This is a genomic window from Mycobacterium sp. (assembly GCF_035640695.1).
In the GTDB taxonomy this organism is placed as follows: Bacteria; Actinomycetota; Actinomycetes; order Mycobacteriales; family Mycobacteriaceae; genus Mycobacterium.
Genome location: NZ_DASQVQ010000126.1, coordinates 1 through 25,673, shown reverse-complemented (window position 1 = coordinate 25,673; position 25,673 = coordinate 1). Strand labels below are relative to the sequence as shown.

Genomic DNA, 25,673 nt, shown 5'->3' with positions numbered 1-25,673 from the left:
CGACCACACCGCGGTGACTCGCCGAGCAGTGTCGGCGTCGCTGCCGGTATTTCCGTGGGACACCCTGGACGATGCGGCTGCGCTAGCCCGCGCGCATCCCGGGGGCATCGTTGACCTGTCCGTCGGCACGCCCGTCGACCCCGTTGTCCCGCTGATCCGCGATGCCCTCGCCGCGGCGAGCGCGTCGTCGGGCTATCCGACAACGGCTGGGACCCCGGCGTTGCGTGAGGCCGCGGCCGCCGCGCTGGCCCGCCGCTACGGCGTGACCGGGCTGTCACCGGACGCGGTGCTGCCGGTCATCGGCACCAAGGAACTGATCGCGTGGCTGCCCACGTTGCTGGGTCTCGGGCCTGACGACCTCGTCGTCTACCCCGAATTGGCGTACCCGACCTACGAGGTGGGCGCGCGACTTGCCGGTGCGCCGGCGGTGGCCGCCGATGCGTTGACTCAGCTCGGGCCGCAGACTCCTGCGCTGGTGTACCTCAATTCGCCGGCCAATCCGACGGGGGCGGTGCTCGGCCTTGACCACCTGCGCAAGGTCGTCGGCTGGGCTCGCGAGCGGGTAGTGCTGGTCGCGTCCGACGAGTGCTATCTCGGCCTGGGCTGGGACACCGAGCCGCTGTCGGTGCTTCACCCGAAGGTGTGCGACGGCGACCACACCGGCCTGCTCGCCTTGCACTCACTTTCGAAAAGCTCGTCGCTGGCGGGCTACCGCGCCGGGTTTGTCGTCGGGGATCCGGCCGTCGTCGCCGAATTGCTCGCAGTGCGCAAGCATGCGGGCATGATGGTGCCGACGCCGGTGCAGGCGGCGATGGTCGCCGCGCTCAGCGACGACGTTCATGAGCGCGAGCAGCGCGAACGCTATCGCCGCCGCCGCGACGTGCTGCTGCCGGCGCTACGCTCGGCCGGCTTGACCGTCGAGCACTCCGAGGGCGGCCTCTATATCTGGGGGACCCGCGGCGAGCCGTGCCGCGACACCGTCGCGTGGTTCGCGCAGCGCGGGATACTCGTCGCGCCGGGGGACTTCTACGGCCCGCGGGGGTCTGACTACGTGCGGATTGCTTTGACAGCGACCGACGAGCGGATCGAAGCGGCCGCGGAGCGACTCAGCGATACAGTCGCGTGATGAGCGAGTACGACGTCGAGGCCGTGGATCGGCTCCCGTTCACGACTGCGGAAAAGGCCGAGCGCTACCGCACCGAGAACTACCGCGGGGCGGCGGGGCTCAACTGGTATCTCACCGACCCCACTCTGCAGCGGACGATGGCGTACTACCTTCAGCCCGACCAGCTGGCGTTGGCCGAGCCACACCTGGCGCGCATGGGCGAGCTGATGAGCGGCCCGGTGGAGCGATGGGCCGAGGAGACAGACCGCAACCCGCCACGGCTGGAGCGCTACGACCGGTGGGGACACGACGTCAGCCGGGTAGTCATGCCGAGTTCGTTCGCCGAGTCCAAGCGGGCGGTCCTCGATGCGCAAAACGAGTTGCGCGACGATGCCCGGCGCGCCGGTGTGAACGCGACGATGCCGTTGTTCGCGTCCAACTATCTGCTCAATCAGGCCGACATCGGGATGGGCTGCGCGCTGGGCACCGGCGGCGGGATGGTGCAGTCGCTGGTCGCGGCGTACGCGCCGGCGGACGTGCGCGACCACGTGCTGGCCAAATTCGCATCCGGCGAGTGGGCCGGCGAGACGGCACAGCTGTTGACGGAGCGCACCGGCGGTTCCGACCTCGGCGCGCTGGAAACCACGGCGACTCGCCACGGCGACGCCTGGTTGCTCAACGGCTTCAAGTGGTTCGCGTCGAACTGCAACGGCGAGGCGTTCGTCGTCCTGGCCAAGCCCGAGGGCGCTCCCGACTCGAGCCGTGGCGTCGCCACATTCCTGGTGCTGCGGACACGCCGCGACGGCTCGCGCAACGGGGTGCGGATCCGCCGCCTGAAGGACAAACTCGGCACGCGGTCGGTGGCCTCCGGCGAAATCGAGTTCGTCGACGCCGAAGCCTTCCTGCTCTCCGGCGAACCGAGCTCAGACGCCGGCCCGGCCGACGGCAAGGGGCTCGGCCGGATGATGGATCTGACGAACGCGGCGCGGCTGGGCATTGCGTTGTTCGCGCTCGGCAACGCGCGGCGGGCGCTGGTCGAGTCGCTGTGCTACGGGCGGCAGCGTTGGGCGTTCGGCGCGGCGCTGATCGACAAGCCGTTGATGCGACGGAAGCTCGCCGAGATGATCGTTGACGTCGAAGCGGCGCAAGCGCTGGTGTTCGACGGCATCGGTTTCGCCAACCATCGCCAGCCTCGAAGCGTTCGTCAGCGCATCGCCGTGCCCGTCACCAAGCTCAAGGTCTGCCGGCTGGGCATCACGATGGCGTCGGACGCGATCGAGATCCACGGCGGCAACGGCTATATCGAAACCTGGCCAGTGGCGCGATTGCTGCGTGACGCCCAGGTCAACACCATCTGGGAGGGACCCGACAACATCCTCTGCCTGGACGTGCGGCGAGGCATCGAACGGAGCCAGGCGCACGAACCGCTGCTGGCACGACTGCACGACGCGGTGTCGGTGTCCGATGACGACGACACGACGCGGCTGGTAGCGCGCCGGGTGGAGGATCTCGATGCGGCGATCACAGCCTGGACGAAACTGGACGGCGCGGTGGCAGAGGCACGGCTGTTTCCGCTCGCCCAGTTCATGGGCGACGTGTACGCCGGCGCGTTGCTCACCGAGCGAGCGGCCTGGGAGCAGTCAACTTTCGGCGAGGACCGCAAGGCGCTTGTCGCGCGGCTGTTCGCGCTGCGCTACCTGGCCGATCGCGGACCGCTTCGGGGTATCGACGCGGAAGGCGACGAGGCGATCGAGCGTTTCGGTGAGCTGGTGGACGGGGCGTTCGTGCCCTAGCGCTCTAGAAGGATTCGCGGCTTTGCCCGCCTTCGCGCGACAAGCGTTGCGCGTCTGCGCGCAGCGCGAGCACTCGTTTGTGGATGCGATACTCCGTGCTGCGCGGCATCCACGCGGGGCCGTATCGTCCCCGCCCGAGCCGGCGCACTCTTCCCCGGCCGATCTCCCAGCGCAACGCGTCCGAAACGGACTTCGACGGCCGCCCAGCGACGTCAAAGCCGTGGAACCCGAGCGTCTCGACCAGATCCTTGACGGTCGCAGGGCCGTGCTGGAACAAGTGCATGGTCAGTATGTAGCGAAGCTCGGTGCCGCGCACGCGTCGCGAGTTGCTCATCCTCCGACCGTGACATGCCGGTCCGACATCGACGCGGTGCGGCGTGCGCAACGCGAGTAATCCGCGAAAACGCACCATCGGACGGGGTTAGCGCTCGGTGGCCCGCAATCCCAGTGCGAGCACCAGCCGATCGTCGGGGTTCTCCAGCGACGTCGCCAGCACGTCCTCGATCCGCCGCACCCGATATCGCACCGTGTTGGGATGCACGTGCAGTTGGTCGGCGCTGGCCGCAACGTCGCCGAAGCAGTCCAGGTATGCCTGCAGTGTCTCGGCGAGCACTGGGTCGCGCGTACGCAGCTCCCGCACTCTGGGGTCAATGAGCCCGTCGCGCACCCTGGTGACTATCTCGTCGAGCAGCACCGTGGTGCGGGCCTCGTCGAGCGATGTCACGCGGCCGATCGCCCCTGGATGCCGGTCGGCGCTGTCGAACACGCGGTCCACCTCGATGCGCGCCGACGCGACCGCGGCCAGGCCCGCGACGGGTGCGGCGATCACCGCCCGCATCGTGATTCCGAGCTCGCGGCGCATTGCGGCGACGGCGCCGCGCACCCACGACCTCACCGACGACGCCGCGCCCGTCTGGGGTAGTAGCACGTAAACCCGGTCGGCCAGCGACGCAACCTGTGCGTCGGGGCGAAAGGCGCTGGCGCTCAACGCGACTACGTCCATGGGCACGGCGCCGTCGACACCGCGAAAGCCGATCACCGCGACCCGTCCGTCGGCGACGATGTCGAGCTCACGGGCGATGTCGGCCACGTCTACGTCCTCGCCGGTCAGCCCGAGCAGCTCCCGCACCCGCACCGCATGCGTCGACGGCGTCGCCGCCAACCGCGACATGATGCGCTCGGCAAGTACCGCCGCACCGCGCAGCACCTCCTCGGCGTCGTCAGCCAGCGGACGCGATCCCTGCTGCACCCAGACGGTGCCCATGAACCCCGGACCGCGCCGGCCGTCGCCGTCCCGGCGGTGAATGCCGATGGCCAGCCGCGGCATGAGACCCAACTCGGGGCGCGCCGCGACCTTCACTACTTGGCTGTCGGCGCGCAGCGCGTCGAAGATGCCCCACTGGGCGAGCCACTCCAGATGCTCCGGCGGACCGGCACGGCCGAGGATCGAGAGCCGGCGCAGTTGGTCGGCCTCGTCGGAGGCTGAATACGCCAGCACATGTGACTGCGCGTCCTCGATACTGATCATCCCGTGAATGCGGTCAGCAGTCGACTGGGCGAGGCCGAAAAGATCTGTGCCGCTTGTGAATTGTGGGTCAGTGCGGTCACCGTGGTGCTCGGAGACGTGAGTGACGAGGCGGTAGAGACGCTCCCAGCGGGCCCGCGGGTCCACCGCTACGACCGCCGTGCCCGCCGCCACCGCGCGAGCCACCAACGATTCGGTCGGGTCTTTGACGAAGATTGCGGCGGGCATCCGGTCGCCGGGACCCCTGACCTGCCGGTCGATCCAGCGGACGGCGTCGTCGTCAGGAACGCCCAGCAAAAAGAACAGGTCCGCGCTGCCGGCCCCAACCGCAAGACCCAGCCGCACGTCATCAGCATCGACCAGCGCCACCGAGGCGACCGGCATGTCGAGGCCGCGCGGCGCCTGTACCAAAGAGACCATCGTCCGGTCCAGGGCCAGCAGCAGTTGGCCGAGCGCCACGCGTGACCGCATATTGTCGGATTCTACCGAGATACGGCGTTGGTCTTGTCCGATCGGCTAAGCGGTCGACGTCCTGGTTCGGGGATGCTTGTCGGCATGGATGCCATCACCGACGTTCCCGTGCCCGCCAATGAGCCGGTGCACGACTATGCTCCCGGCAGCGCAGAGCGGACCCGGCTAATGACTGCGCTCGACCGGTTGGCCCGCGACCCGATCGACCTGCCCCATGTCATCGGCGGCGCCCACCGCATGGGTGCCGGCGAGCGTGTCGACGTGGTTCAGCCGCATCGCCACTCCGCGCGGCTGGGCACGTTCACCAGCGCGACCCATGCCGACGCGACCGCAGCGATCGAGGCCGCGACGGCGGCGAAAGCCGACTGGGCGGCAAGGTCGTTCGACGAACGTGCGGCCGTGCTGCTACGGGCCGCCGATCTGCTGGCGGGGCCGTGGCGCGAGACGCTTGCGGCCGCGACGATGCTCGGACAGTCCAAGACCGCATACCAGGCCGAGATCGACGCGCCGTGCGAGCTCGTCGACTTCTGGCGCTTCAACGTGCAATTCGCTCGGCAGATCCTGCAGCAGCAGCCAATCAGCACCCGCGGGGTGTGGAACCGCACGGACTACCGGCCGCTGGACGGCTTCGTCTACGCCATCACGCCGTTCAACTTCACGGCGATCGCCGGCAACCTGCCCACTGCGCCGGCGCTGATGGGCAACACCGTGATATGGAAGCCGTCGCCCACGCAGACCTTCGCGGCATACCTGACCATCCAGCTGCTCGAGGCGGCGGGCCTGCCGCCGGGCGTGATCAACATGCTCGCCGGCGACGGGATTGCGGTGTCTGAAGTGGTATTGAACGATCCGCGGTTGGCAGGCATCCACTTCACCGGGTCGACCAACACGTTCCAGCACCTGTGGCGCGAGGTCGGCGCGAACATCGACCGGTATGAGTCGTATCCGCGACTGGTGGGGGAGACCGGCGGCAAGGACTTCGTGGTCGCCCATGCCTCGGCGCGGCCGAATGTATTGCGTACGGCGCTGATCCGCGGTGCGTTCGACTATCAGGGTCAGAAGTGCTCGGCGGCGTCGCGGGCGTTCATTCCGCGGTCTCTGTGGCAGTACATGGGCGATGACTTGTTGGAGGCTACCGCGGCGTTGCGGTATGGCGATGTCACCGAGCTATCTAATTACGGTGGCGCCCTCATCGATTCGCGCGCGTTCGCCAAGAACGTCGCGGCCATCGAACGGGCCAAGGGCGCCGCGAGCGTCACGATCGCGGTCGGCGGCGAATACGACGACAGTGAGGGCTATTTCGTGCGCCCCACGGTGCTGCTGTCCGACGATCCGACCGACGAGGCATTCTGCAAGGAATACTTCGGGCCGATTCTGTCGGTGCATGTCTATCCCGACGAGAATTACGAGGACATCCTCGGTGTCGTCGACCGCGGCGCCAAGTATGCCCTGACCGGCGCGGTGATCGCCGACGACCGCGCCGCGATCGCGTTGGCCTCTGAACGGCTCCGGTTTGCGGCGGGCAACTTCTACGTCAACGACAAGCCGACCGGCGCGGTGGTGGGCCAGCAGCCGTTTGGCGGGTCGCGCGCCTCTGGCACCAACGACAAGGCCGGTTCGGCGCTGAACCTGCAGCGCTGGACATCGGCGCGGTCGATCAAAGAGACGTTCGTCCCGCCGACCGACCACAACTACCCACACATGGAGTCTCCCCCGCAAGCGGAAGGTGCCCCCCGACGATGAGCGGATTGTTCAGCAGCACACTGCGTCCGGCGATCCTGGCCGCCAGCCGGTCGGCCCGTCTGCGGCGCACCGCCGAACGACTGCCGATGACCCGTGAGGTCGTGCACCGGTTCGTGCCGGGAGAGACGGTCGACGACGCGCTAAAGAGCGTTGCGGGGCTGCGTGATTCGGGCCGGATGGTATCGATCGACTATCTGGGTGAGGACATCACCGACGCCGATGACACCGGGCGGACCGTTGACGCTTACATGGGGCTGCTTCGGGCGCTGGGCGAGCGGCGCGATGCAGTGCAGGACGGAGTGCGGCCACTCGAAGTGTCGGTGAAGTTGTCGGCCCTGGGTCAGGCGCTGCCCCGTGACGGCGAGAAGATCGCGCGCGAGAACGCGCACACGATTTGTTCGGCGGCGCAGCGCGCGGGGGTATGGGTCACCGTTGACGCGGAAGACCACACCACGACGGATTCGACCTTGGGCATCGTGCGCGAGCTGCGGTCCGACTTCGGATGGCTCGGAACCGTGCTGCAGGCTTATCTGCGCCGGACCTACGGCGACTGCGAGGAATTTGCGCGTTCCGGCGCTCGCATCCGGTTGTGCAAGGGCGCGTACGACGAGCCGATCTCGGTGGCCTACCGCGACCGCGACGAGGTCACCGCGTCGTATCTGCGGTGCCTTCGGGTGCTGATGGAGGGCTCGGGCTATCCCATGGTGGCCTCACACGATCCGGCCGTCATCGCGGCCGCGGGAGTTTTGGCCGCCGAGACCTCGCGGAAGCCAGGCGATTTCGAGTATCAGATGCTGTACGGGATCCGCGACCCAGAGCAGCGCCGGCTGGCCGACACGGGCGATCCGGTGCGGGTGTACGTGCCGTTCGGCGACCAGTGGTACGGCTACCTGGTGCGGCGGCTGGCCGAACGCCCGGCCAACCTGATCTTCTTCCTGCGCGCCCTGATGGAACGGCGACACTAGAGCGGTGCCTCGCGAGGGGACGTGGCTTACCCGAAATGTGCGGGTGCTGTCGGTCGTCTCGTTTCTGCAGGACGCGGCCAGCGAGTTGCTGTATCCGCTGCTGCCGATTTACTTGACGAGCGTGCTGGGCGCCCCGCCGGCGGTCGTCGGTGCCGTTGAGGGGGCGGCCGAAGGGGCGGCCTCGCTGACGAAGGTCGCATCGGGCCCGCTCGGCGACCGGTTCGCGCGGCGTCCGCTGATCGCGACCGGCTACGGGATGGCGGCGCTGGGCAAGGTGATTGTCGCCGCCGCGGGGGCGTGGCCCGGCGTGCTGGTCGGCCGCGTCGTCGATCGGCTTGGCAAGGGGTTGCGCGGCGCGCCGCGCGACGGGTTATTGGTGGACGGCATCGACGACGCAGCGCGGGGGCGAGTGTTCGGGTTTCACCGGATGATGGACACGCTCGGCGCGGTCGTTGGTCCGTTGTTGGGGCTGGTCGGCTACGAGCTGCTAGATCATCGCATCGCGCCGGTGTTGTGGCTGGCGGTGATACCTGCGGTGCTGAGTGTGTTGCTGGTTTTCGCCGCGCGCGAGTGGGCCCGTCCGCGAACCGGGCGTCCGTCGGTTTTCGCGGGCGTGCGACAGCTGCCGGCCAGGTATTGGCGCGTGGTTGTCTTCCTCGTCGGGTTTAGCCTCGCCAACTTCCCGGACGCTCTGCTTCTGTTGCGGCTCAACGAGATAGGATTCTCGGTGCCGCACGTGATCCTGGCCTACATCACGTACAACGCCGTATACGCCGCGGCCAGCTATCCGGCCGGAATGCTGGCGGACCGGTTCTCGCGGCGGGCGGTGTTCGGCGTGGGGCTGGTGTTCTTCGCGGTCGGGTACTTGGGCCTCGGTAGCACAACCGATGCTGGGGCGGCGTGGCTGCTGATCGCGGTGTACGGGTTGTTCACCGCATGCTACGACGGCGTCGGAAAGGCATGGGTGTCAACACTTGTCGGTGGCGAATTGCAATCCAGCGGGCAGGGAATCTACCAGGGCGCGAGCGGCTTCGCGATCCTGCTTGCCGGGTTGTGGGCCGGTCTGCTGTGGGGTTCCGACGGTCGGCTGCCGCTGCTGATCTCCGGGGGGTGGTCTGCGGTCTTTGCCGCAGCGCTGCTGCTGTCCGTGGCGCGCGAACAGGTCCTCGGTCGGGCGGGCGTAGGGAGTGGCCGGCCCGACCCGCCATTGCCGTGACTACCTACCGCGCCTCGAATCTCAGCTGGTCGCACCGGCCGGCTGGGCGAAAAGCCGACCCCATTCGGAACGCGCGGCTGACTGAGCGGCGCCGAAGTCTTGGCTCGACTTTCCGCCGCCACCGGCGAGATGGACCAACGCCCACGCCAACGCGAACACCGGTACGCCGTGGCGCTGCGAGGCGCCGAGCAGTTCGTGAAACGCCGCCTCGGACGGGCACCGGCGCAGCCCGATCAATATGCCACGGGCGGTGTCGAATATGCGCCTGCCCTGCACGTCGAGAGAGATTTGGGCCGGAACCCAGTCCGTCATCATGCGTTGCTACCTCCTATGTCAGACATCGACATGGTGAGCGATGATTTGTGCTCGGCCTGCGATCTACCAGACCACGGCTCACATCGGTATCGACCTGTGACGGCCTTGGTACATTGGCGCTACCAGACCGACGGTTCGCCGAGGTAGACGGTCACATGGCCAATAACTCATCGCACCGTTACCTCAAACTTGGTGGCGCCGTGAGGTTCCGCCGTGGCGAGCGCATACACCGTCGATGGCACGAGCCGGTATACGTACCACGGCGGCGGCCCTGCCGACGGTGCGTTGTATTCCGCGGTGAGGGCGTGGCCGTCGACCTCGGCCGGCCAGCCTGCGTGCCTAAACGCCGCGGCGACCCTGCGTAACTGGGCAGCGTCGGTGACCCGTTCTGCGGTGCCCTCGACCACCAGATCGAACGGATGCGTCGCGACGCTCACCGCGCAGCGCGAGTCACGCGTCAGATTCCGTGACTTGCGGGTGTGGGGGCCGGAGGTGAAGTACCACGTGCCGTCGACCTTCACGATGCCGAGCGCCGTCACATGCGGGCCGCCGTCGGGATTGATTGTCGTCAACCAAGACGTGTGACGGTCGGGGCCGCCGGTGCCGGGCGCTTGAGGCAGTTGGCTGTCGAGCACTTCGCGCACCCGCGACCACTCGATCGGCGGCGCGCCGTACCCGTCAAGATTGTGCGTTGCAATGGGCATGCCCGTATAGACGCCCGGCACCCGCATAACTCATCGTGCGCTAAACCGCAGCGGCCGGCTCAGCATGAAATGCGCAAACGCGGCGATCGACTGGGCGTCGGTGATCTGGCCGTCGCGAATCATTCGCTCGACCTCCGCTCGGGTGAACCACGCGCTGTGCATGTCCTGCTCCTCGTGCTCGCGATCCGGCTCGCCCTCGCTGATGCCGGTCGCCAGAAACACCCAGCCACGCTGGCTGCTCATGCCGGGCGCGACGTCGAGCAAGCCCAGCGGGACGATCGACTCGGCGCGCAGGCCGGTCTCCTCACGTAGCTCGCGGGCGGCGAGTTCGGCAGGGTCGGTGCGGCCCAGCCCGGGTGCGGTGCCTTGGGGAAACTCCCAGCGCCGCTGCCCCAGCGGATACCGGAACTGCTCGACCAGCCGGAAACGGTCCTTGTCGTAGGCCATCACCAGCGCGTAGGTCGGCTTGTCGACGACGCTGTAAATACCGTGGGAGCCGTCGGGCCGACGGATCTCGTCCTCGCGGAGCGTCATCCAGCTGTTCCGGTACACCTCGCGCGACGAGACCTGCTGGATGGGTTCCACGAGCCCCAGTATCCCGGTCGTGCCTTGGCGTAGCCTCGCTGACGTGCTGCTGGCCTCACTGAACCCGGCCGCGGTGGCCGCGGGCGCCGACATCGCTGACGCCGTGCGCGTCGGGGGGTTGGCGCTGAGCCGCAGCGATCTGGTCGGGGCCGCGACGTCGGTTGCCGAACGCGTGGCGGGCGCCGAGCAAGTAGCAGTGCTGGCGAAGCCGACGGCCACGACCGTGCTGGCCATCACCGGCTGCCTGATCGCCGGCGTGCCCGTCGTCCCGGTCCCCGCCGACGTCGGCGCCGCGGAGCGCCGTTACATCCTCACCGATTCGGCGGCGCAGGCATGGCTCGGTGAGCAGCCGGACGAAACGGAAGGCCTGCAACACATCCCGGTCCGGCTGCACGCCCGATCGTGGCATCGCTCCCACGAGCCGTCGCCGGATGCGGCCGCGCTGGTGGTTTACACTTCGGGAACGACGGGGCCGCCGAAGGGCGTGGTGCTCAGCCGCCGCGCGGTCGCCGCCGATATCGACGCACTCGCTGAGGCCTGGCAGTGGACGCCCGACGACACGCTTGTGCACGGCCTTCCGCTGTTTCACGTGCACGGCCTGGTGCTCGGTCTGCTGGGGTCGCTTCGGGTCGGAAACCGCTTCGTGCACACCGGAAAACCGACACCGCAGGCCTACGCGGAAGCCGGTGGCAGCTTGTATTTCGGCGTGCCGACGGTGTGGTCGCGGGTGGTGGCCGATCCGCCGACGGCCGCGGCGCTGCGGTCCGCGCGGCTGCTGGTTTCGGGCAGCGCGCCGCTGCCGGTGCCGGTGTTCGAGCGGCTGGCCGAACTCACCGGGCATCGGCCGGTCGAGCGGTATGGCAGCACCGAGTCGCTGATCACGCTGAGCACGTTTGCCGACGGCGAGCGCAGGCCCGGATCGGTCGGCCTGCCGCTGCGCGGCGTCACCACGCGACTGGCCGACGAGCACGGCGGTGAGGCCGCTCACGACGGGGAAACCATTGCGCGGCTCGAGCTTCGCGGACCGATGCTGTTCGACGGCTACCTGGGCAGGCCGGATGCCACCGCGGCGGCGTTCAGCGACGACGGTTGGTATCGCACCGGCGACGTCGCCGCGATCGACGGGGACGGCATGCATCGCATCGTCGGGCGCGAGTCCACCGACCTGATCAAGTCCGGCGGATATCGTGTCGGCGCGGGCGAGGTGGAAACCGCGCTGCTCGGCCACGAGGCCGTATCGGAGGCCGCGGTGGTCGGGTTACCCGATGATGACCTCGGACAGCGGATCGTCGCATTCGTCGTCACCGACGCGAGGCCTGAAGAGCTGATCGAGTATGTGGCCCAGCAGCTCTCGGTGCACAAGCGGCCGCGCGAGGTAAGGGTGGTGGACGCGCTACCGCGCAACGCGATGGGCAAGGTACTCAAGAAGGAGCTGGCCTCATGGGGCTGAGGTTCGACGAGATCTGCATCGACGCGGCCGACCCTCTCGTTCTGGGGAGATGGTGGTCGGAGGTGCTCGGCTGGCCACAGGACGTCGATGAGGACGGCGACGTGGTGCTGCATGCGCCGCCGGGCGCGGGCCCGAACTGGTTGTTCCTCGGCGTGCCGGACCGGCGAATCGTCAAGAACCGCATCCACTTTGACTTTCGGCCCGACGATCAGCATGGCGAAGTACAGCGGCTGCTGCGGATGGGCGCCCGCCACGTCGACATCGGCCAGGGCGAACAGAGCTGGGTCGTGCTGGCCGACCCCGAAGGCAACGAATTCTGCGTCCTCGCATAGCGTTGGTCGCTGCGCCAAGCGGGGATGCTCATGGGCGGCTACTGGTGCGTGTGGAGTTCGGGATTGAGATCGATGCCGCGGCCGTCGCGGGAAACCACCTCGACGGCGCCGGTCAGCGAATTGCGCCGGAACAGCAAGTTGTTGCCGCCGGACAGTTCTCGGGCCTTGACCGTCGTGCCGTCGGGCATGTGCACCTTGGTGCCTCCGGTGACATACAGCCCCGCCTCGACCACGCAGTCGTCACCAAGTGAGATTCCCAGCCCGGCGTTTGCGCCGAGCAGGCACCGCTTGCCCACCGAGATCACTTCCGCTCCACCGCCGGACAGCGTCCCCATGATCGACGCGCCGCCGCCGATGTCTGACCCGTCGCCGACTACTACGCCCGCTGAGATGCGGCCTTCGACCATCGAGGCACCCAGCGTGCCGGCGTTGAAGTTCACGAAGCCCTCATGCATCACCGTCGTGCCGGGCGCCAGATGCGCTCCGAGGCGCACCCGGTCGGCGTCGCCGATCCGCACGCCGGTCGGGATCACGTAGTCGACCATTCGCGGGAACTTGTCGACCCCATAGACCGCGACGGGTCGACGTCTGCGCAGCCGGGCGCGTACCGTTTCGAAGCCGTCCACCGCGCACGGCCCGAAGTCCGTCCATACGACGTTGGCGAGCACACCGAATATCCCGTCGAGGTTGCAACCGTGCGGCCGGATCAGCCGGTGCGACAGCAGGTGCAGGCGCAGGTACGCGTCGTAAGTGTCGGCGGGTTTGTCGTCGAGCGATGCGATGACGGTCTGGATGAACACCGTCTCGGTGCCGCGGTCGTCGTCGCGCTCCGCCAGCCCGGCCAGCTCGGCCGACACCTCCGCGACCGGCACCCGTGTGGTGCCGGACGGACCCGCGACGCCCAGCTCGGGTGCGGGGAACCAGGCGTCGAGCACGGTCCCGTCGGCGGCAATAGTCGCCACCCCAGTAGCCCCGGCTGAAGTCACGGTCAAAGGCTACTCGACTAGCCTTGAGCAGCGTGGGCCTGGATCTGCGCGGCGACCCGATCGCGTTGACCGCCGCGCTCGTCGACATTCCCAGCGAATCCCACGACGAGGCCCGCATCGCAGGCGAGGTCGAGTCCGCGCTGCGCGAACAGACCCGCGGCTTCGAGATCATCCGGAACGGCAACGCGGTGCTGGCCCGCACTCAGCTGAACAAGCGGTCGCGGGTGCTGCTTGCCGGGCACCTCGACACCGTGCCGATCGCCGACAATCTGCCAAGCCGCCTTGTCGGTGGCGAGCTGCACGGCTGCGGCAGCAGTGACATGAAGTCCGGCGACGCGGTGTTCCTGCATTTGGCCGCGACCATCGACGAACCCACCCACGACCTGACTCTGGTCTTCTACGACTGCGAGGAAATCGAGGCCGCCGCAAACGGTTTGGGCCGCATCGAGCAAGAGATGGCGGATTGGCTGCGCGCCGACGTCGTTATCCTCGGCGAGCCGACCGCCGGCCACATCGAGGCCGGCTGCCAGGGCACGCTGCGCGTCGTCGTCAGCGCGAAGGGCATGCGGGCCCATTCCGCCCGATCGTGGATGGGTGACAACGCAATTCACAAGCTCGGTGCCGTCCTCGACCGACTCGGTGCCTACCGGGCGCGGCAAGTCGACATTGACGGCTGCGTCTATCACGAGGGCCTGTCGGCGGTGCGTATCGACGGCGGCGTGGCCGGAAACGTGATCCCCGACAAGGCGTCGGTGACCGTGAACTTCCGCTTCGCGCCCGACCGCAGTGTCGCCCAGGCACTGCAGCATGTGCACGAGGTGCTCCACGGGCTCGACGTCACGATCGAGCAGACCGACGCGGCCGCGGGTGCACTGCCCGGGCTGACGAAGCCAGCGGCCACTGCACTGGTCGACGCCGCGGGCGGTCAGGTGCGGGCGAAATACGGCTGGACCGACGTGGCGCGGTTCGCCGCGCTCGGCATTCCGGCGCTCAACTACGGCCCGGGCGACCCGAACCTGGCCCATCGTGCCGACGAACGCGTGGCGGTCTCGCAGATCACCGCGTGTGCCGAGGTGCTGCGCGGTTACTTGAGTCGCTGAGCCTGCGCGGCGGCGTCCGCGGCGGCCGGATGCAGGCCGATGGCGGCGAATTCGGCCGACACCGCCTCCAACGCCGCGGCGTCGCCGCCGAACAGCGCCTGGGCATGCGCCAGCGCCAGCTTGCCGACGGCGCAATCGAGCTCGCCGGCCAGCCGCGCGATCCGGTGTACCTCGCCGGTGTCGCCGAGGCGCACCGCATCGTGCAAGGCGCGCAGCGCCACCGCGGACTGCCCGCCACGCTCGGCGATGCGCGCCGCCTCCCGCGTCGCGACTACGGCCTCGACGCGGTTTCGCGCCGCCGCCTTTGTCCACCCCCGCGCCATCGCCAGCTCCGGCGCGAACAGCGCCGACTTCATGCCGTGCCGAGCTTCGGCGTTGCTGAGCGCTTTGGCGGAGGCCAGCGTGTCACCTTGCTGGCCGAGCGCGAGGGCCAGCAGGGTCAGCGCCAGCGGACCCCAGGAAAATCCCGTCGGCTCCAGCGCGTCCACCGCGCGTTGCAGAAGCCGCACCGCGGTGTCGAAGTCGCCCTGCGCGATCGCGACATGCGCCACCAGCACCTCGCCGATCGCACGGCCCGGCTGCTGCAACTCGGCGAAATCAGTGAACTCGTGCGCCAGTGACCGAGCCTGCGCCACTTGACCTTTCATCAACAACGCCGTCGTGCGGCCCAGGCCGCTGGTGAACCGCAGCAGTCCTGGCTGCTCGGCCTCGAGCGCGCGCCGGGCGTATGCCTCAACATCGTCGAACCGCCCCATCCGCGCGCAGCACAGCGCGGCCGCCGAGCCGGCCCACCCGACCGCCTGGCCGTCGGCGTGCGGAGAGCCCAGCACCGCGCCGGCTATCTCCAGTGCCCGCGCGGGCGTGCCGGCGTTCATCGCGAACGTCGCCGACAGCGCATCGAGCGTCGCGCGCGCGGTCGGATCGGAGACCCGGTTGCGGGTCGTCAGCAAGAACGCCGTCGCCCGCGTCGGCTCGCTGAGCATGAAGAACTGATTGGCCGCCCGCGGCAACGCCCACGCCATCAGATCAGACTCGGAAAGCCTGTCCGGTTCCACTTCCGCCAGTACCGCCTCGGCGTCGCGCCCGCGGCCCTGCCAGGCAAGCGCGTGGGCAAGCAACAGCCGGGCGGTCAAGGCGCGCGATCGGCCCAGCACCGCGCGGGCCAGCCGTTCACTCAGCTGATAGTCGCCGAGCCGCAGCGCCTCGACCGCCGACACGACCACATCGCCGACCGGCTGCGGGTGGTCACTGTCGAGCGCCAACACGGCCAGCCGCAGCCGTGCGACGACGTCGCTCGCGGGCTGCGTCGTCAGCCGTTCCACCAGCGACGTGGCAAGCCGACGACGGTTCGACGCCGCCATCGCGGCCCCGACCGTCTCGGTGTACATCGGATGCCCAGGGCGAACGACGTCTCCGTCCACCCGCACCGCGCCTGCAGTCTGCGCATGTTCGACGGCCGCGCGCGCGGTCAAATCTTCGAGGTCGCCGACAGTCAACGGATCCTCGACGGCGAGATACTCCAACACCGCGCGCACGTCCGGTGCCAGCGACAACAGGTACCGCCCGACCGAGGCGTGCAGGTCGCCCGTCAATTCGCCGCCGAGCAGATGACGAAGATGCAACGGGTTGCCGCCGCTGGCCCGGAACAGCTCGTCGACGTCATCGGATGCGTCCATCGCCTGCAGCAGGTTCGCTGTCCGGTCGCGGTCCAACGGCTGCACCTCGACCGATGTGAGCAACCCGTCGCGCAACAGCGCGGCGACCGCGTCGGGTGGCTCGCGGCCGGAGTCCACGGTGGCCAGTAGCGGCGGCGAACCGCCTGCAGCCAACTGATACACCAGCGTCGCCGAGAGCTTGTCCAGTTCGTGGGCGTCGTCGACCACGACAAGCCCGGCCGACTCCAACGAGGCCCGGGCAGCCCGGATCAGCGCCGCGGTCTTGCCGGCAGCGGCCACCTCGATCACGCGGTGAAACGCCCCAAAAGGGATGACGCGCGCAGGCGGTGTCGCGCTCACCCACCGGGCACCGGTGAATCGTTGCGCCAGCGCGCGGGCCAACTCGGTCTTGCCCATCCCGGCGGGGCCGACCAAAACCACGCCCGCCGAATCGCGCAGACCGGCCGAAAGCCGCTCGAGTGTTGGTTCGTCGTGCTGGACCACCCACCGAACAGGCACCGCCGCAGCCTATGGCGCTACGTTGTCGGGTGTGTCGGGTTTCGTTGAGTCGCCGGAGGTTCCGCAGCGCCCGTGGGCGGTCTGCGTGTACTGCGCGTCCGGGCCGAAGCACCCGGAGCTGCTGGCGTTGGCGGCCAAGGTCGGTGCGGCCGTCGCCGACCGTGGCTGGACGCTGGTGTCCGGTGGCGGCAAGGTCTCGGCAATGGGTGCCATGGCCAGGGCCGCGCGGGCCCGCGGCGGCCGTACCGTCGGGGTGATCCCGAAGGCGTTGGTGCATCGCGAAGTCGCTGACGTCGACGCCGGCGAGCTCGTCGTCACCGACACCATGCGCGAGCGCAAGCAGATCATGGAGGAGCGCGCCGACGCGTTCCTCGCACTGCCCGGCGGCATCGGCACTTTGGAAGAGTTGTTCGAAACCTGGACGGCTGGGTATCTGGGTATTCATGAGAAACCGGTGGTCATGCTCGATCCGACCGGCCACTACGATGGCCTGTTTGGATGGCTGGCCGGCCTGGTCGACACCGGTTACGTCAACCCGGCCGCGTTGGCGCGGCTTGTCGTCGTGCGCCACGTCGAGGAGGCGCTCGACGCCTGCGCCCCGGCCGTGTAGTACCCATCACTGTCACCGCTACGCTGTGGCCAGATCACGGCCGAACGAAGGAGTTCGAACGAATGGCTCAGGATAACGGCGCTGCTCAGAGCAGGGTCGGGTGGACCGACATCGTCACTCGGCTGCCCGGGCTGATGATGGATGCCCCGATCATTCTTCGCGGCGTGATGACCGGCTTCCTGGCGATGCCGTCGGCCAAGACGTCGATCGGCAAGGTGTTCCAGGACCGGGCGGCCCACTACGGCGACCACGCCTTCATCAAGTTCTACGACGAGACCATCACCTACACACAGGCCAACGAGACCGCGAACCGCTACGCGTCGGCGCTGGCCGCGCACGGTGTGGGCCGGGGCGACGTCGTCGGCATCATGCTGAGGAACTCGCCGCGCGCGGTGCTGCTGATGCTCGCGGTCGTCAAACTCGGCGCGATCGCCGGAATGCTGAACTACAACCAGCGCGGCAAGGTGCTGGCCCACAGCGTCGGGCTGCTGCACGCGAAGGCGGTCATCGGCGACGACGACATGCTCAAGGCCATCGACGACGCGGATGCCAAGGCCGACGAGAAACTAAACGTCGACGAGCTGGATCGGCTGGCCGCCGACGCGCCCACCGACAACCCCAGCGTGACCTCGTCGGTGCTGGCGAAGGACAAGGCTTTCTACATCTTCACGTCGGGCACCACCGGCGCGCCGAAGGCCAGCGTGATGACGCATTACCGCTGGCTGCGGGCGCTGGCCGGGTTCGGCGCGCTCGGGATGCGGCTGAAGAGCAGCGACACGTTGTACTGCTGCCTGCCGCTGTATCACAACAACGCGCTGACGGTCGCGGTGTCGGCGGTGCTCAACGCCGGCGGCACACTGGCGCTGGGCAAGTCGTTCTCCGCGTCGCGGTTCTGGGACGAGGTCATCGGCTACGACGCGACCGCGTTCGTCTACATCGGCGAGGTGTGCCGCTACCTGCTCAACCAGCCGAAGAAGGACACCGACCGCAAACACAAGGTCCGGGTGATCGCCGGCAACGGCCTTCGGCCCGATATCTGGGACGAATTCGTCGAGCGGTTCGGCATCAAGCAAATCTGCGAGTTCTATGCGGCCAGCGAGGGCAACACCGCGTTCATCAACATGCTCAACATCCCCAAGACCGCGGGCGTCTGCCCGACGCCGGTCGCGTTCGTCGAGTACGACCCCGAAACCGGCGACCCGGTGCGCGACGACGACGGCCGGGTGAAGAAGGTTCCCGACGGGGAACCCGGGCTGCTGCTGTCCAAGGTCAGCAGCTTCCAGCCGTTCGACGGCTACACCGACAAGGACGCGACAGAAAAGAAGTTGGTGCGCAACGCCTTTCGTAAGGGCGACGTCTGGTTTAACACCGGCGATCTGATGCGGCCGCAGGGCTTCGGCCATGCCGCGTTCGCCGACCGGCTCGGCGACACGTTCCGGTGGAAGGGCGAAAACGTCGCCACCACCGATGTGGAAGCGGGCGTGGCGTGCGACCCCAACATCGACGACGTCACCGTGTACGGCGTCGAGGTGCCGGGCACCGACGGCCGGGCCGGGATGGCGGCGGTGACGCTCAAGGAGGGCAAGGAGTTCGATGGCAAGTCGTTGGCCGAGGCCGTCTACGACCACCTGCCCGATTACGCGGTGCCGCTGTTCATCCGGGTGGTCAAGGAGCTTCAGCAGACCTCGACGTTCAAGAGCAAGAAGGTCGACCTGCGGGATCAGGGTTACAGCTCCGACATCGAGGACCCGCTGTATGTGCTCAAGGGCCGCGACGAGGGCTACGTCGAGTTCTACGACGAGTATCCCGAAGAGGTGAAGGCCGGCAAGCTGCCCAAGTAGCCGCCGGCGGCCAGTCGGCGTGAGCTGGCACGCTGGATGGCGTGCAGTCGACATTCTGCGGCCGGCCGGTGGCCGCCGATCGCGCGCTGATCATGGCGATCGTCAACCGAACGCCGGACTCGTTCTACGACCGCGGCGCCACATTCACCGATGACGCGGCCAAGACTGCCGTGCACCGGGTGATCGAAGAGGGCGCCGACGTGGTCGATGTCGGCGGCGTGAAGGCCGGCCCGGGTGACGGCGTGGACGCCGACGAGGAGATCGCCCGGGTGGTGCCCTTCATCGAGTGGCTGCGCGCCGCGTATCCGGCACAGCTAATCAGCATCGACACCTGGCGCGCCGCCGTGGCCAAGCAGGCCTGCGCCGCCGGCGCCAACCTGATAAACGACACCTGGGGAGGCCACGATCCCGGCCTGCCCGAGGTCGCCGCCGAGTTCGGCGCGGGTCTAGTGTGCTCGCACACCGGCGGTGCGACGCCGCGCACCCGGCCGTTCCGGGTCAGCTACGGCACTACCCCGCGCGGTGTGGTCGACGACGTGATCCGCGAGGTCACCGCGGCCGCCGAGCGGGCGGTGTCGGTGGGTGTTTCCCAGGACAAGATACTGATCGACCCGACCCACGATTTCGGCAAGAACACCTTCCACGGGCTCGCTTTGTTGCAGTACGCGGAAGATCTTGTAAACACCGGATGGCCCGTGTTGATGGCGCTGAGCAACAAGGACTTCGTCGGGGAGACTCTGGGTGTGGGTCTGACCGAGCGCCTGGAGGGCACGCTCGCCGCAACGGCATTGGCCGCCGCCACCGGTGTGCGGATGTTTCGGGTGCACGAGGTCGGACACACTCGGCGCGTGCTCGAGATGGTCGCGGCGATCCAGGGGGTGCGCCGGCCGGCGCGCACGGTGAGGGGACTGGCATGACGACCGCACCTGAACTGACCGTCGAGAACACGTGGATGGCCGACCGCAGCTGGAGCCGGCCGAATTGGAGCGTCGACGAGCTGGTGGCCGCCAAGGCCGGCCGCACGATCTCGGTGGTGCTGCCAGCGCTGAACGAGGAAGAGACCGTGGGCGGGGTCGTCGAGAGCATCGCGCCGATGCTCGGCGGGCTGGTCGACCAGCTGATCGTGCTCGACTCCGGCTCCACCGACGACACCGAGATCCGCGCCGTCGCCGCGGGTGCCCGTGTCGTCCGCCGCGAGCAGGCGCTGCCCGAGGTGGCGCCGCAGCCCGGCAAGGGCGAAGTGCTGTGGCGGTCGCTGGCCGCGACCACCGGCGACATCGTTGTGTTCGTCGACTCCGACCTGGTCGACCCGGACCCGATGTTCGTGCCGAGGCTGGTGGGGCCGCTGCTGACCGTCGACGGCGTCCACCTGGTCAAGGGCTTCTACCGGCGGCCGCTGAGGCTCAGCGGCAGCGAGGACGCCAACGGCGGCGGGCGGGTCACCCAGCTGGTCGCGCGGCCGCTGCTGGCCGCGCTTCGGCCCGAACTGGGTTGCATACTGCAGCCGCTGGGCGGTGAATACGCGGCCACCCGGGAGCTGTTGATGTCGCTGCCGTTCGCGCCCGGTTACGGCGTCGAGATCGGGCTGCTGATCGACACCTACGACCGGCTCGGCCTCGATGCGATCGCACAGGTGAATCTCGGTGTGCGGGCGCATCGCAATCGTCCGCTGACCGAGCTGGGCGCGATGAGCCGTCAGGTCATCGCGACGCTGTTGTCGCGCTGTGGCGTCGACGACTCCGGCGTGGGCCTGACGCAGTTCTTCGTCGACGGCGACGGTTATGCGCCGCGCATATCCTCGGTGTCGCTGGACGACCGGCCGCCGATGGTCACGCTGCGCCCGCGCTGACACGGCACTCGGGTGCCACGCGTCAGACCCGTCGGGCAGTATCAATGGCGTGACGTTGGTGCTGCTGTATCTACTGGTGCTGGTCCTCGTCGGGGCGGTGTTGTTCGCACTCGCCAGTGCACTGTTCGGGCGCGGTGAGCCGCTGCCGCCGCTGCCGCGCGGCACGACGGCCACCGTGCTGCCGGCGTCGGGTGTGACCGGCGCCGACGTCGACGCGGTGAAGTTCACCCAGACGCTGCGCGGTTACAAGACCAGCGAGGTCGACTGGGTGCTCGACCGGCTCGGCCAGGAAATCGAGTCGCTGCGCGGCCAGCTCTCGGCGCAACGCGCGGTGCACGGCGAGCCGCAGGCCGACGAGACCGATTCCCACCGCGACGGCGCGCATTCGATGCCGTCGGCCGGCCAGGAAGACGAGTGAGCGCCGAGCTGGTCGACGACGGCAAGGTGCGCTGCGACTGGGCGTTGTCCGGCGGAGCGTTCGCCGCGATGTACCGCGACTATCACGATTTCGAGTGGGGGCGGCCGTTGCACGGCCGCGACGCGCTGTTCGAACGCATGTCGCTGGAGGCATTCCAGAGCGGGTTGTCGTGGCTGACGATACTGCGCAAGCGCGAGAACTTCCGGACCGCGTTCGACGCATTCAACGTCGACAAGGTGGCTCGCTACACCGACCGCGATGTCGAGCGGCTGATGGCCGAGGCCGGCATCGTGCGCAACCTTGCCAAGATCGAGGCGACGATCGCCAATGCGCGCGCCGCTGCCTCGCTCGGCGTCGAGCTGAACGAGCTGTTGTGGTCGTTCGCACCGGCGCAGGGCCGGCCACGGCCGGCCGCGCTTTCCGAGGTGCCCACCGTCAGTGCCGAATCAACGGCGATGGCCAAGGAACTCAGGCGGCGCGGCTTCCGGTTCGTCGGTCCGACGACCGCATATGCCCTGATGCAGGCCACCGGAATGGTCGACGATCACCTGGCGTCGTGCTGGGTGCCGTTCCGCTCATAAATGCCCGCTTGCACACGTACTCGCGCGGATAAGGAACAATGGTGCTCGTGAATTGGCAGGTCCGTGCCGGGTGTGGCATCGGGTGGGCACCCTCGGCACTGACCGGTTCCATGGTGACGGACCGACGCAGACGTGGAGGGAGCACTCGATGGCGGCGATGAAGCCCCGGACCGGAGACGGTCCACTGGAAGCAACCAAGGAGGGGCGCGGCATCGTGATGCGAGTACCACTCGAGGGCGGCGGCCGGCTCGTCGTCGAACTCACCCCTAAGGAGGCGGCCGATCTGCGCGACGAACTGAACGGCGTCACCAGCTAGCCGTCGATCCCGCCTTACGACGACACCTTCCGGTAGATCTCTACCGTCTGCTCGGCGATGTGCGCCCACGAGAACTCGTCGATGCAACGCTGCCGTCCGGCGTGGCCGAGCCGCTCGGCCTTGTCCGGATCGGCCACCAACGCGTTGACTGCGTCGGCCAGCCCGGCCTCGAACGCGGCCGGATCGGCGGGGTCGTAGTGCACCAGTACCCCGGTCTGCCCGTCGGCGACGACCTCCGGAATGCCGCCCACGTCGGAGGCCACCACCGCGGTCGCGCACGCCATCGCTTCCAGGTTCACGATGCCCAGCGGCTCGTATACCGACGGACATACGAAAACCATTGCAGCCGAAAGTATTTCGCGGATCTTGCCAATCGGCAGAATCTCGCGCACCCAGAACACGCCGGTGCGCTCAGCCGCCAATTCCTGTACCGCCGCGGTCATCTCGGCTGCGATCTGCGGAGTGTCCGGGGCGCCGGCGCACAACACCAGCTGCACCTCGGGGACGAACCGGTGTGCGGCCTTGACCAAGTGCGCGACACCCTTCTGCCGCGTGATCCGGCCGACGAACGCGACGATCGGCCGGTCCGGGTCGACACCGAGCTCCTCGAGCACCGATTCGCCCGGCTTGGGTTCGGCCGGATACCACACGTCCGTGTCGATGCCGTTCTTGACGACATGCACCCTGCTTGGATCCAGCGCCGGGTAGACGTGCAGCACGTCCTCGCGCATACCCGAGCTGACCGCGATGACCGCGTCCGCGCCGCTGACCGCGGTGCGCTCCACCCACGACGAGATCCGGTAGCCGCCGCCGAGCTGCTCGGCCTTCCACGGCCGCAGCGGCTCGAGCGAGTGCGCGGTCAGCACGTGCGGAATGTTGTAGAGCATCGCGGCAAGGTGTCCGGCCAGCCCGGTGTACCAGGTGTGGGAGTGCACGACGTTCGCCTCCGCCGCGCCATTGGCCATGGACAAGTCCGCCGACAGCATCGTCAGCGTCGGATTGGCGCCCTTCAGCTGAGGATCGGGTTGGTGGACGAACACCCCCGGCCGCGGTGCGCCCATGCAATGGACGTCGACGTCGCACAGGTGGCGCAGCTGCGCGACGAGCTCGGTGACATGAACACCCGCGCCCCCGTAGACCTCGGGTGGATACTCCCGCGTCATCATCGCCACCCGCATAGTTCCCGACGGTAGTGCGCGCGGGGCGCCACCGCAGGCTTCTGCCGAAGCTTCAGGCCGAGGTTTCTCGCAAGGGTGTCATCGTCTGCCGAATGCGCCCGGGCCGGCGTGAAACAGGCCGATCACGAGAACCCCGGCCGACATCGCGCCGAACGCCCACGCCGTTGACGGGCCGTCGAATGCGTTGTGCAGCAACAACGCAGCCAGCACCAAGCCGCCCCAGCCGGCGAGCACGTTGGGGATCGGTCCGCCGCCCCAGATGTTCGGATAGCGCTGCTTGGTGATGCCGCGGACGAAGTGGGGAATGGCATTACCTGCGCACATGCCGCCGGCGAATCCGAGCAGCACGGTTGCGAGCATCATTGTCTCCTTCTGGTGGAGGGCGGTTCGGACGTAAGGACCGGCAGCAGCACGGTGTCGACCAGACGGCCCAACTCGCCGTCGTCCACGGGCTGTTTCGTGACGAGGAGCCGGGTGAATACGAGGGCCGACGCGAGTTCGGCTGCCAACGCGGAATTGGCGCTTGCCGGTAGCTCGTCGCGCGCGATCGCCCGCCGCACCACGTCGGCGATGACCGAGCTCTTGGCCGCGACCAGTTCGGCACGGACGGTGCCGGCCAACTCCACATTGGTGCGCATCGCATTGATGAGGCCCAGCACGAGGGCGCCGTCTTGCCCGGCAAGACTGTCGCGCATGCGCGCCAGCGTCGCAATGAGATCTTTTCGCACAGAGCCGGTATCGGGGCCTTCGCCGACAGTGTCTTCGCTGTCTTCGCTCACGCTGTGCCGCGACAGCGCAGCCAGCACCAGGTCCGGCTTGCCCGGCCATCGTCGGTAGATCGTCGCCTTGCTGGCACCGGCACGGGATGCGACGGCATCCATCGTCAGCCGGTCGTAGCCGATGTCGGCAAGCAGCCGCAGCGTCGCGTCAAGGATCGCGTCAGTGCGGGCTGCCCGTTGAATCATCATCTCACCAATAAACAGAACGGAACGGTTTCGTACATTTTAGCATGGCGGGGTAGGCCGGCACCGCGCCGTTCTTGCGGGTTTGCGCCATTGGTGCGGCGGGAATTCCAGCGAAGCACCTAGCCGGGGCCAGCAGCGGCCGATAAGTTTGGATCATGAGGGAAGCGCCACACGTGCTGGGCATCGTCCTGGCCGGCGGGGAGGGGAAGCGGCTCTATCCGCTCACCGCGGACCGGGCCAAACCCGCCGTCCCGTTCGGTGGCGCATACCGGCTGATCGACTTCGTGCTTTCCAATCTGGTCAATGCCCGATACCTGCGGATTTGCGTTCTGACTCAATACAAGTCGCATTCGCTGGACCGACATATTTCGCAGAACTGGCGGCTTTCGGGTCTGGCCGGCGAGTACATCACGCCGGTGCCCGCACAGCAGCGGCTCGGGCCGCGCTGGTACACCGGCAGCGCGGACGCGATCTACCAGTCGCTAAACCTCATTTATGACGAGGATCCTGATTACATCGTGGTTTTCGGCGCCGACCACGTATACCGGATGGACCCCGAGCAGATGGTTCACTTCCACATCGGAAGCGGCGCAGGCGCGACGGTCGCGGGTATCCGGGTGCCGCGGGCGGAGGCGACCTCCTTCGGCTGCATCGATTCCGACGAGTTGGGCCGGATTCGCGGCTTCGTCGAAAAGCCGCCCGACCCGCCGGGCACGCCCGATGACCCCGAGCAGACGTTCGCGTCGATGGGCAACTACATTTTCACCACCAAGGTGCTGATCGATGCGATCCGGGCCGATGCCGACGACGACAATTCCGACCACGACATGGGCGGCGACATCATTCCGCGGCTGGTGTCGGACGGGATGGCCGCGGTCTACGACTTCTCCAACAACGAGGTGCCCGGCGCCACCGACCGCGATCGCGGCTACTGGCGTGACGTCGGAACGCTCGACGCGTTTTACGACGCCCACATGGATCTGGTGTCTGTGCACCCGGTTTTCAACCTGTACAACAAGCGCTGGCCCATCCGCGGGGAGTCCGAGATGCTGGCGCCGGCCAAGTTCGTCAACGGCGGCTCGGCGCAGGAATCCGTGGTCGGAGCCGGCAGCATCGTGTCGGCGGCGTTGGTGCGCAACTCGGTGCTGTCATCCAATGTCGTGGTCGACGACGGCGCGATGGTCGAAGGCAGCGTGTTGTTGCCGGGGGTGCGCGTGGGCCGCGGCGCGGTGGTGCGGCGCGCGATCCTCGATAAGAACGTCGTCGTCGGGCCGGGTGAGATGGTCGGCGTCGATTTGGAGAAGGATCGGGAACGCTTCGCGATCAGCGCAGGCGGTGTGGTCGCCGTCGGCAAGGGAGTCTGGATCTAGGCTTCGGTCACCGCACCTGGGGAATCAACAAGTGGGCGTCGAACTCTGGTCCCCAGTGCAGGGTGACGCGGCCGCGGGGAG

At 68.2% G+C, this 25,673-nt stretch carries 25 protein-coding genes and 1 pseudogene; 16 read left to right on the top strand and 10 right to left on the bottom strand.

What is annotated here, in order from left to right; genetic code table 11:
* Positions 1-28 precede the first annotated feature (28 nt).
* Both dapC and VE759_RS14585 read left to right on the top strand, forming a co-directional pair.
* On the top strand, positions 29-1,126 hold the full coding sequence (dapC, locus tag VE759_RS14590) for a succinyldiaminopimelate transaminase (RefSeq protein WP_324933653.1): 1,098 nt from the start codon (positions 29-31) through the stop codon (positions 1,124-1,126).
* Complete coding sequence (locus VE759_RS14585) at positions 1,126-2,898, top strand: acyl-CoA dehydrogenase family protein (protein WP_324933632.1); 1,773 nt, start codon at positions 1,126-1,128, stop codon at positions 2,896-2,898. Before dapC ends, VE759_RS14585 begins: the two co-directional genes overlap by 1 nt.
* A 4-nt stretch (positions 2,899-2,902) precedes the next feature.
* Here VE759_RS14585 and VE759_RS14580 read toward each other — a convergent pair whose 3' ends face one another.
* Both VE759_RS14580 and VE759_RS14575 read right to left on the bottom strand, forming a co-directional pair.
* Positions 2,903-3,232: a hypothetical protein gene (locus tag VE759_RS14580; RefSeq protein ID WP_324933630.1), complete on the bottom strand. Its 330-nt coding sequence runs from the start codon at positions 3,230-3,232 to the stop codon at positions 2,903-2,905.
* 87 nt (positions 3,233-3,319) lie between these two features.
* The gene (locus tag VE759_RS14575) at positions 3,320-4,894 is read right to left on the bottom strand and encodes a PucR family transcriptional regulator (RefSeq protein ID WP_324933628.1); all 1,575 of its coding nucleotides are present in this window, start codon (positions 4,892-4,894) and stop codon (positions 3,320-3,322) included.
* A gap of 84 nt (positions 4,895-4,978) precedes the next feature.
* Between VE759_RS14575 and pruA the strand changes: the two genes are divergently transcribed.
* The 3 genes from pruA to VE759_RS14560 are packed head-to-tail and all read left to right on the top strand — an operon-like array spanning position 4,979 to position 8,818.
* Complete coding sequence (gene pruA / locus VE759_RS14570) at positions 4,979-6,637, top strand: L-glutamate gamma-semialdehyde dehydrogenase (RefSeq protein ID WP_324933626.1); 1,659 nt, start codon at positions 4,979-4,981, stop codon at positions 6,635-6,637.
* Entirely contained in the window at positions 6,634-7,602 is a 969-nt protein-coding gene (locus VE759_RS14565; RefSeq protein WP_324933624.1) for a proline dehydrogenase family protein, read from the top strand. The genes pruA and VE759_RS14565 overlap by 4 nt, the downstream gene beginning before the upstream one ends.
* Before the next feature lie 4 nt (positions 7,603-7,606).
* Entirely contained in the window at positions 7,607-8,818 is a 1,212-nt protein-coding gene (locus tag VE759_RS14560) for an MFS transporter (protein ID WP_324933621.1), read from the top strand.
* A 21-nt stretch (positions 8,819-8,839) separates the two neighbouring features.
* Here VE759_RS14560 and VE759_RS14555 read toward each other — a convergent pair whose 3' ends face one another.
* The 3 genes from VE759_RS14555 to VE759_RS14545 all read right to left on the bottom strand — a co-directional run bounded on the left by VE759_RS14555 (position 8,840) and on the right by VE759_RS14545 (position 10,422).
* Complete coding sequence (locus VE759_RS14555) at positions 8,840-9,133, bottom strand: ANTAR domain-containing protein (protein WP_324933618.1); 294 nt, start codon at positions 9,131-9,133, stop codon at positions 8,840-8,842.
* Between the two features lie 167 nt (positions 9,134-9,300).
* Positions 9,301-9,837, bottom strand: coding sequence for a pyridoxamine 5'-phosphate oxidase family protein (locus VE759_RS14550; protein ID WP_324933615.1), 537 nt, complete (start codon positions 9,835-9,837; stop codon positions 9,301-9,303).
* A 30-nt stretch (positions 9,838-9,867) separates the two neighbouring features.
* Positions 9,868-10,422, bottom strand: a complete 555-nt coding sequence (locus tag VE759_RS14545) for an NUDIX hydrolase (protein WP_324933612.1) — start codon at positions 10,420-10,422, stop codon at positions 9,868-9,870.
* 43 nt (positions 10,423-10,465) lie between these two features.
* On the opposite strand from VE759_RS14545, the gene VE759_RS14540 reads away from it, so the two are divergent.
* On the top strand, positions 10,466-11,872 hold the full coding sequence (locus VE759_RS14540; RefSeq protein WP_324933651.1) for an acyl-CoA synthetase: 1,407 nt from the start codon (positions 10,466-10,468) through the stop codon (positions 11,870-11,872).
* Entirely contained in the window at positions 11,863-12,204 is a 342-nt protein-coding gene (locus VE759_RS14535) for a VOC family protein (protein WP_324933609.1), read from the top strand. Before VE759_RS14540 ends, VE759_RS14535 begins: the two co-directional genes overlap by 10 nt.
* Positions 12,205-12,242: 38 nt before the next feature.
* Here VE759_RS14535 and dapD read toward each other — a convergent pair whose 3' ends face one another.
* Entirely contained in the window at positions 12,243-13,196 is a 954-nt protein-coding gene (dapD, locus tag VE759_RS14530; RefSeq protein WP_324933608.1) for a 2,3,4,5-tetrahydropyridine-2,6-dicarboxylate N-succinyltransferase, read from the bottom strand.
* 26 nt (positions 13,197-13,222) lie between these two features.
* Here dapD and dapE point away from each other — a divergent pair, with 26 nt between their 5' ends.
* Positions 13,223-14,290, top strand: a complete 1,068-nt coding sequence (gene dapE, locus VE759_RS14525; protein ID WP_324933606.1) for a succinyl-diaminopimelate desuccinylase — start codon at positions 13,223-13,225, stop codon at positions 14,288-14,290.
* Here the strand turns inward: dapE and VE759_RS14520 are convergent.
* Complete coding sequence (locus VE759_RS14520) at positions 14,275-16,464, bottom strand: AAA family ATPase (protein ID WP_324933604.1); 2,190 nt, start codon at positions 16,462-16,464, stop codon at positions 14,275-14,277. The genes dapE and VE759_RS14520 overlap by 16 nt on opposite strands.
* A 31-nt stretch (positions 16,465-16,495) precedes the next feature.
* On the opposite strand from VE759_RS14520, the gene VE759_RS14515 reads away from it, so the two are divergent.
* From VE759_RS14515 to VE759_RS14485, 7 genes are all read left to right on the top strand, one after another.
* Entirely contained in the window at positions 16,496-17,074 is a 579-nt protein-coding gene (locus tag VE759_RS14515) for a TIGR00730 family Rossman fold protein (protein WP_324933601.1), read from the top strand.
* A gap of 62 nt (positions 17,075-17,136) precedes the next feature.
* Positions 17,137-18,915, top strand: a complete 1,779-nt coding sequence (gene fadD6, locus VE759_RS14510; protein ID WP_324933598.1) for a long-chain-acyl-CoA synthetase FadD6 — start codon at positions 17,137-17,139, stop codon at positions 18,913-18,915.
* Between the two features lie 92 nt (positions 18,916-19,007).
* Entirely contained in the window at positions 19,008-19,832 is an 825-nt protein-coding gene (gene folP, locus VE759_RS14505) for a dihydropteroate synthase (RefSeq protein WP_324933648.1), read from the top strand.
* Positions 19,829-20,764, top strand: a complete 936-nt coding sequence (locus VE759_RS14500; RefSeq protein WP_324933595.1) for a glucosyl-3-phosphoglycerate synthase — start codon at positions 19,829-19,831, stop codon at positions 20,762-20,764. The genes folP and VE759_RS14500 overlap by 4 nt, the downstream gene beginning before the upstream one ends.
* 49 nt (positions 20,765-20,813) lie before the next feature.
* Positions 20,814-21,182: a DivIVA domain-containing protein gene (locus VE759_RS14495; protein WP_324933592.1), complete on the top strand. Its 369-nt coding sequence runs from the start codon at positions 20,814-20,816 to the stop codon at positions 21,180-21,182.
* Positions 21,183-21,190: 8 nt separating this feature from the next.
* Positions 21,191-21,763 (top strand): DNA-3-methyladenine glycosylase I, encoded by a 573-nt coding sequence (locus tag VE759_RS14490; RefSeq protein WP_324933646.1) that lies wholly within the window; start codon positions 21,191-21,193, stop codon positions 21,761-21,763.
* A gap of 148 nt (positions 21,764-21,911) precedes the next feature.
* Positions 21,912-22,079: a DUF3117 domain-containing protein gene (locus VE759_RS14485; protein WP_324933588.1), complete on the top strand. Its 168-nt coding sequence runs from the start codon at positions 21,912-21,914 to the stop codon at positions 22,077-22,079.
* 14 nt (positions 22,080-22,093) lie between these two features.
* On the opposite strand, the pseudogene glgA reads toward VE759_RS14485, so the two are convergent.
* The 3 genes and pseudogenes from glgA to VE759_RS14470 form a co-directional block, all read right to left on the bottom strand.
* Positions 22,094-23,272: pseudogene (gene glgA, locus VE759_RS14480) on the bottom strand (glycogen synthase); the annotation flags it as partial.
* Positions 23,273-23,335: 63 nt separating this feature from the next.
* Complete coding sequence (locus VE759_RS14475) at positions 23,336-23,617, bottom strand: hypothetical protein (RefSeq protein WP_324933582.1); 282 nt, start codon at positions 23,615-23,617, stop codon at positions 23,336-23,338.
* Positions 23,617-24,222: a TetR/AcrR family transcriptional regulator gene (locus VE759_RS14470; protein WP_324933579.1), complete on the bottom strand. Its 606-nt coding sequence runs from the start codon at positions 24,220-24,222 to the stop codon at positions 23,617-23,619. Before VE759_RS14470 ends, VE759_RS14475 begins: the two co-directional genes overlap by 1 nt.
* Before the next feature lie 155 nt (positions 24,223-24,377).
* Between VE759_RS14470 and glgC the strand changes: the two genes are divergently transcribed.
* Positions 24,378-25,592: a glucose-1-phosphate adenylyltransferase gene (gene glgC / locus VE759_RS14465; RefSeq protein WP_324933576.1), complete on the top strand. Its 1,215-nt coding sequence runs from the start codon at positions 24,378-24,380 to the stop codon at positions 25,590-25,592.
* Positions 25,593-25,673: the final 81 nt, after the last annotated feature.

Bases quoted from the DNA above. Each gene is read 5' to 3' on its own strand.
- VE759_RS14585 (WP_324933632.1), top strand. From the start codon at position 1,126: ATGAGCGAGTACGACGTCGAGGCCGTGGATCGGCTCCCGTTCACGACT.
- VE759_RS14580 (WP_324933630.1), bottom strand. From the start codon at position 3,232: ATGAGCAACTCGCGACGCGTGCGCGGCACCGAGCTTCGCTACATACTG.
- VE759_RS14575 (WP_324933628.1), bottom strand. From the start codon at position 4,894: ATGCGGTCACGCGTGGCGCTCGGCCAACTGCTGCTGGCCCTGGACCGG.
- pruA (WP_324933626.1), top strand. From the start codon at position 4,979: ATGGATGCCATCACCGACGTTCCCGTGCCCGCCAATGAGCCGGTGCAC.
- VE759_RS14565 (WP_324933624.1), top strand. From the start codon at position 6,634: ATGAGCGGATTGTTCAGCAGCACACTGCGTCCGGCGATCCTGGCCGCC.
- VE759_RS14555 (WP_324933618.1), bottom strand. From the start codon at position 9,133: ATGATGACGGACTGGGTTCCGGCCCAAATCTCTCTCGACGTGCAGGGC.
- VE759_RS14550 (WP_324933615.1), bottom strand. From the start codon at position 9,837: ATGCCCATTGCAACGCACAATCTTGACGGGTACGGCGCGCCGCCGATC.
- VE759_RS14535 (WP_324933609.1), top strand. From the start codon at position 11,863: ATGGGGCTGAGGTTCGACGAGATCTGCATCGACGCGGCCGACCCTCTC.
- fadD6 (WP_324933598.1), top strand. From the start codon at position 17,137: ATGGCTCAGGATAACGGCGCTGCTCAGAGCAGGGTCGGGTGGACCGAC.
- folP (WP_324933648.1), top strand. From the start codon at position 19,008: ATGGCGATCGTCAACCGAACGCCGGACTCGTTCTACGACCGCGGCGCC.
- VE759_RS14500 (WP_324933595.1), top strand. From the start codon at position 19,829: ATGACGACCGCACCTGAACTGACCGTCGAGAACACGTGGATGGCCGAC.
- VE759_RS14485 (WP_324933588.1), top strand. From the start codon at position 21,912: ATGGCGGCGATGAAGCCCCGGACCGGAGACGGTCCACTGGAAGCAACC.
- VE759_RS14475 (WP_324933582.1), bottom strand. From the start codon at position 23,617: ATGCTCGCAACCGTGCTGCTCGGATTCGCCGGCGGCATGTGCGCAGGT.
- VE759_RS14470 (WP_324933579.1), bottom strand. From the start codon at position 24,222: ATGATTCAACGGGCAGCCCGCACTGACGCGATCCTTGACGCGACGCTG.
- glgC (WP_324933576.1), top strand. From the start codon at position 24,378: ATGAGGGAAGCGCCACACGTGCTGGGCATCGTCCTGGCCGGCGGGGAG.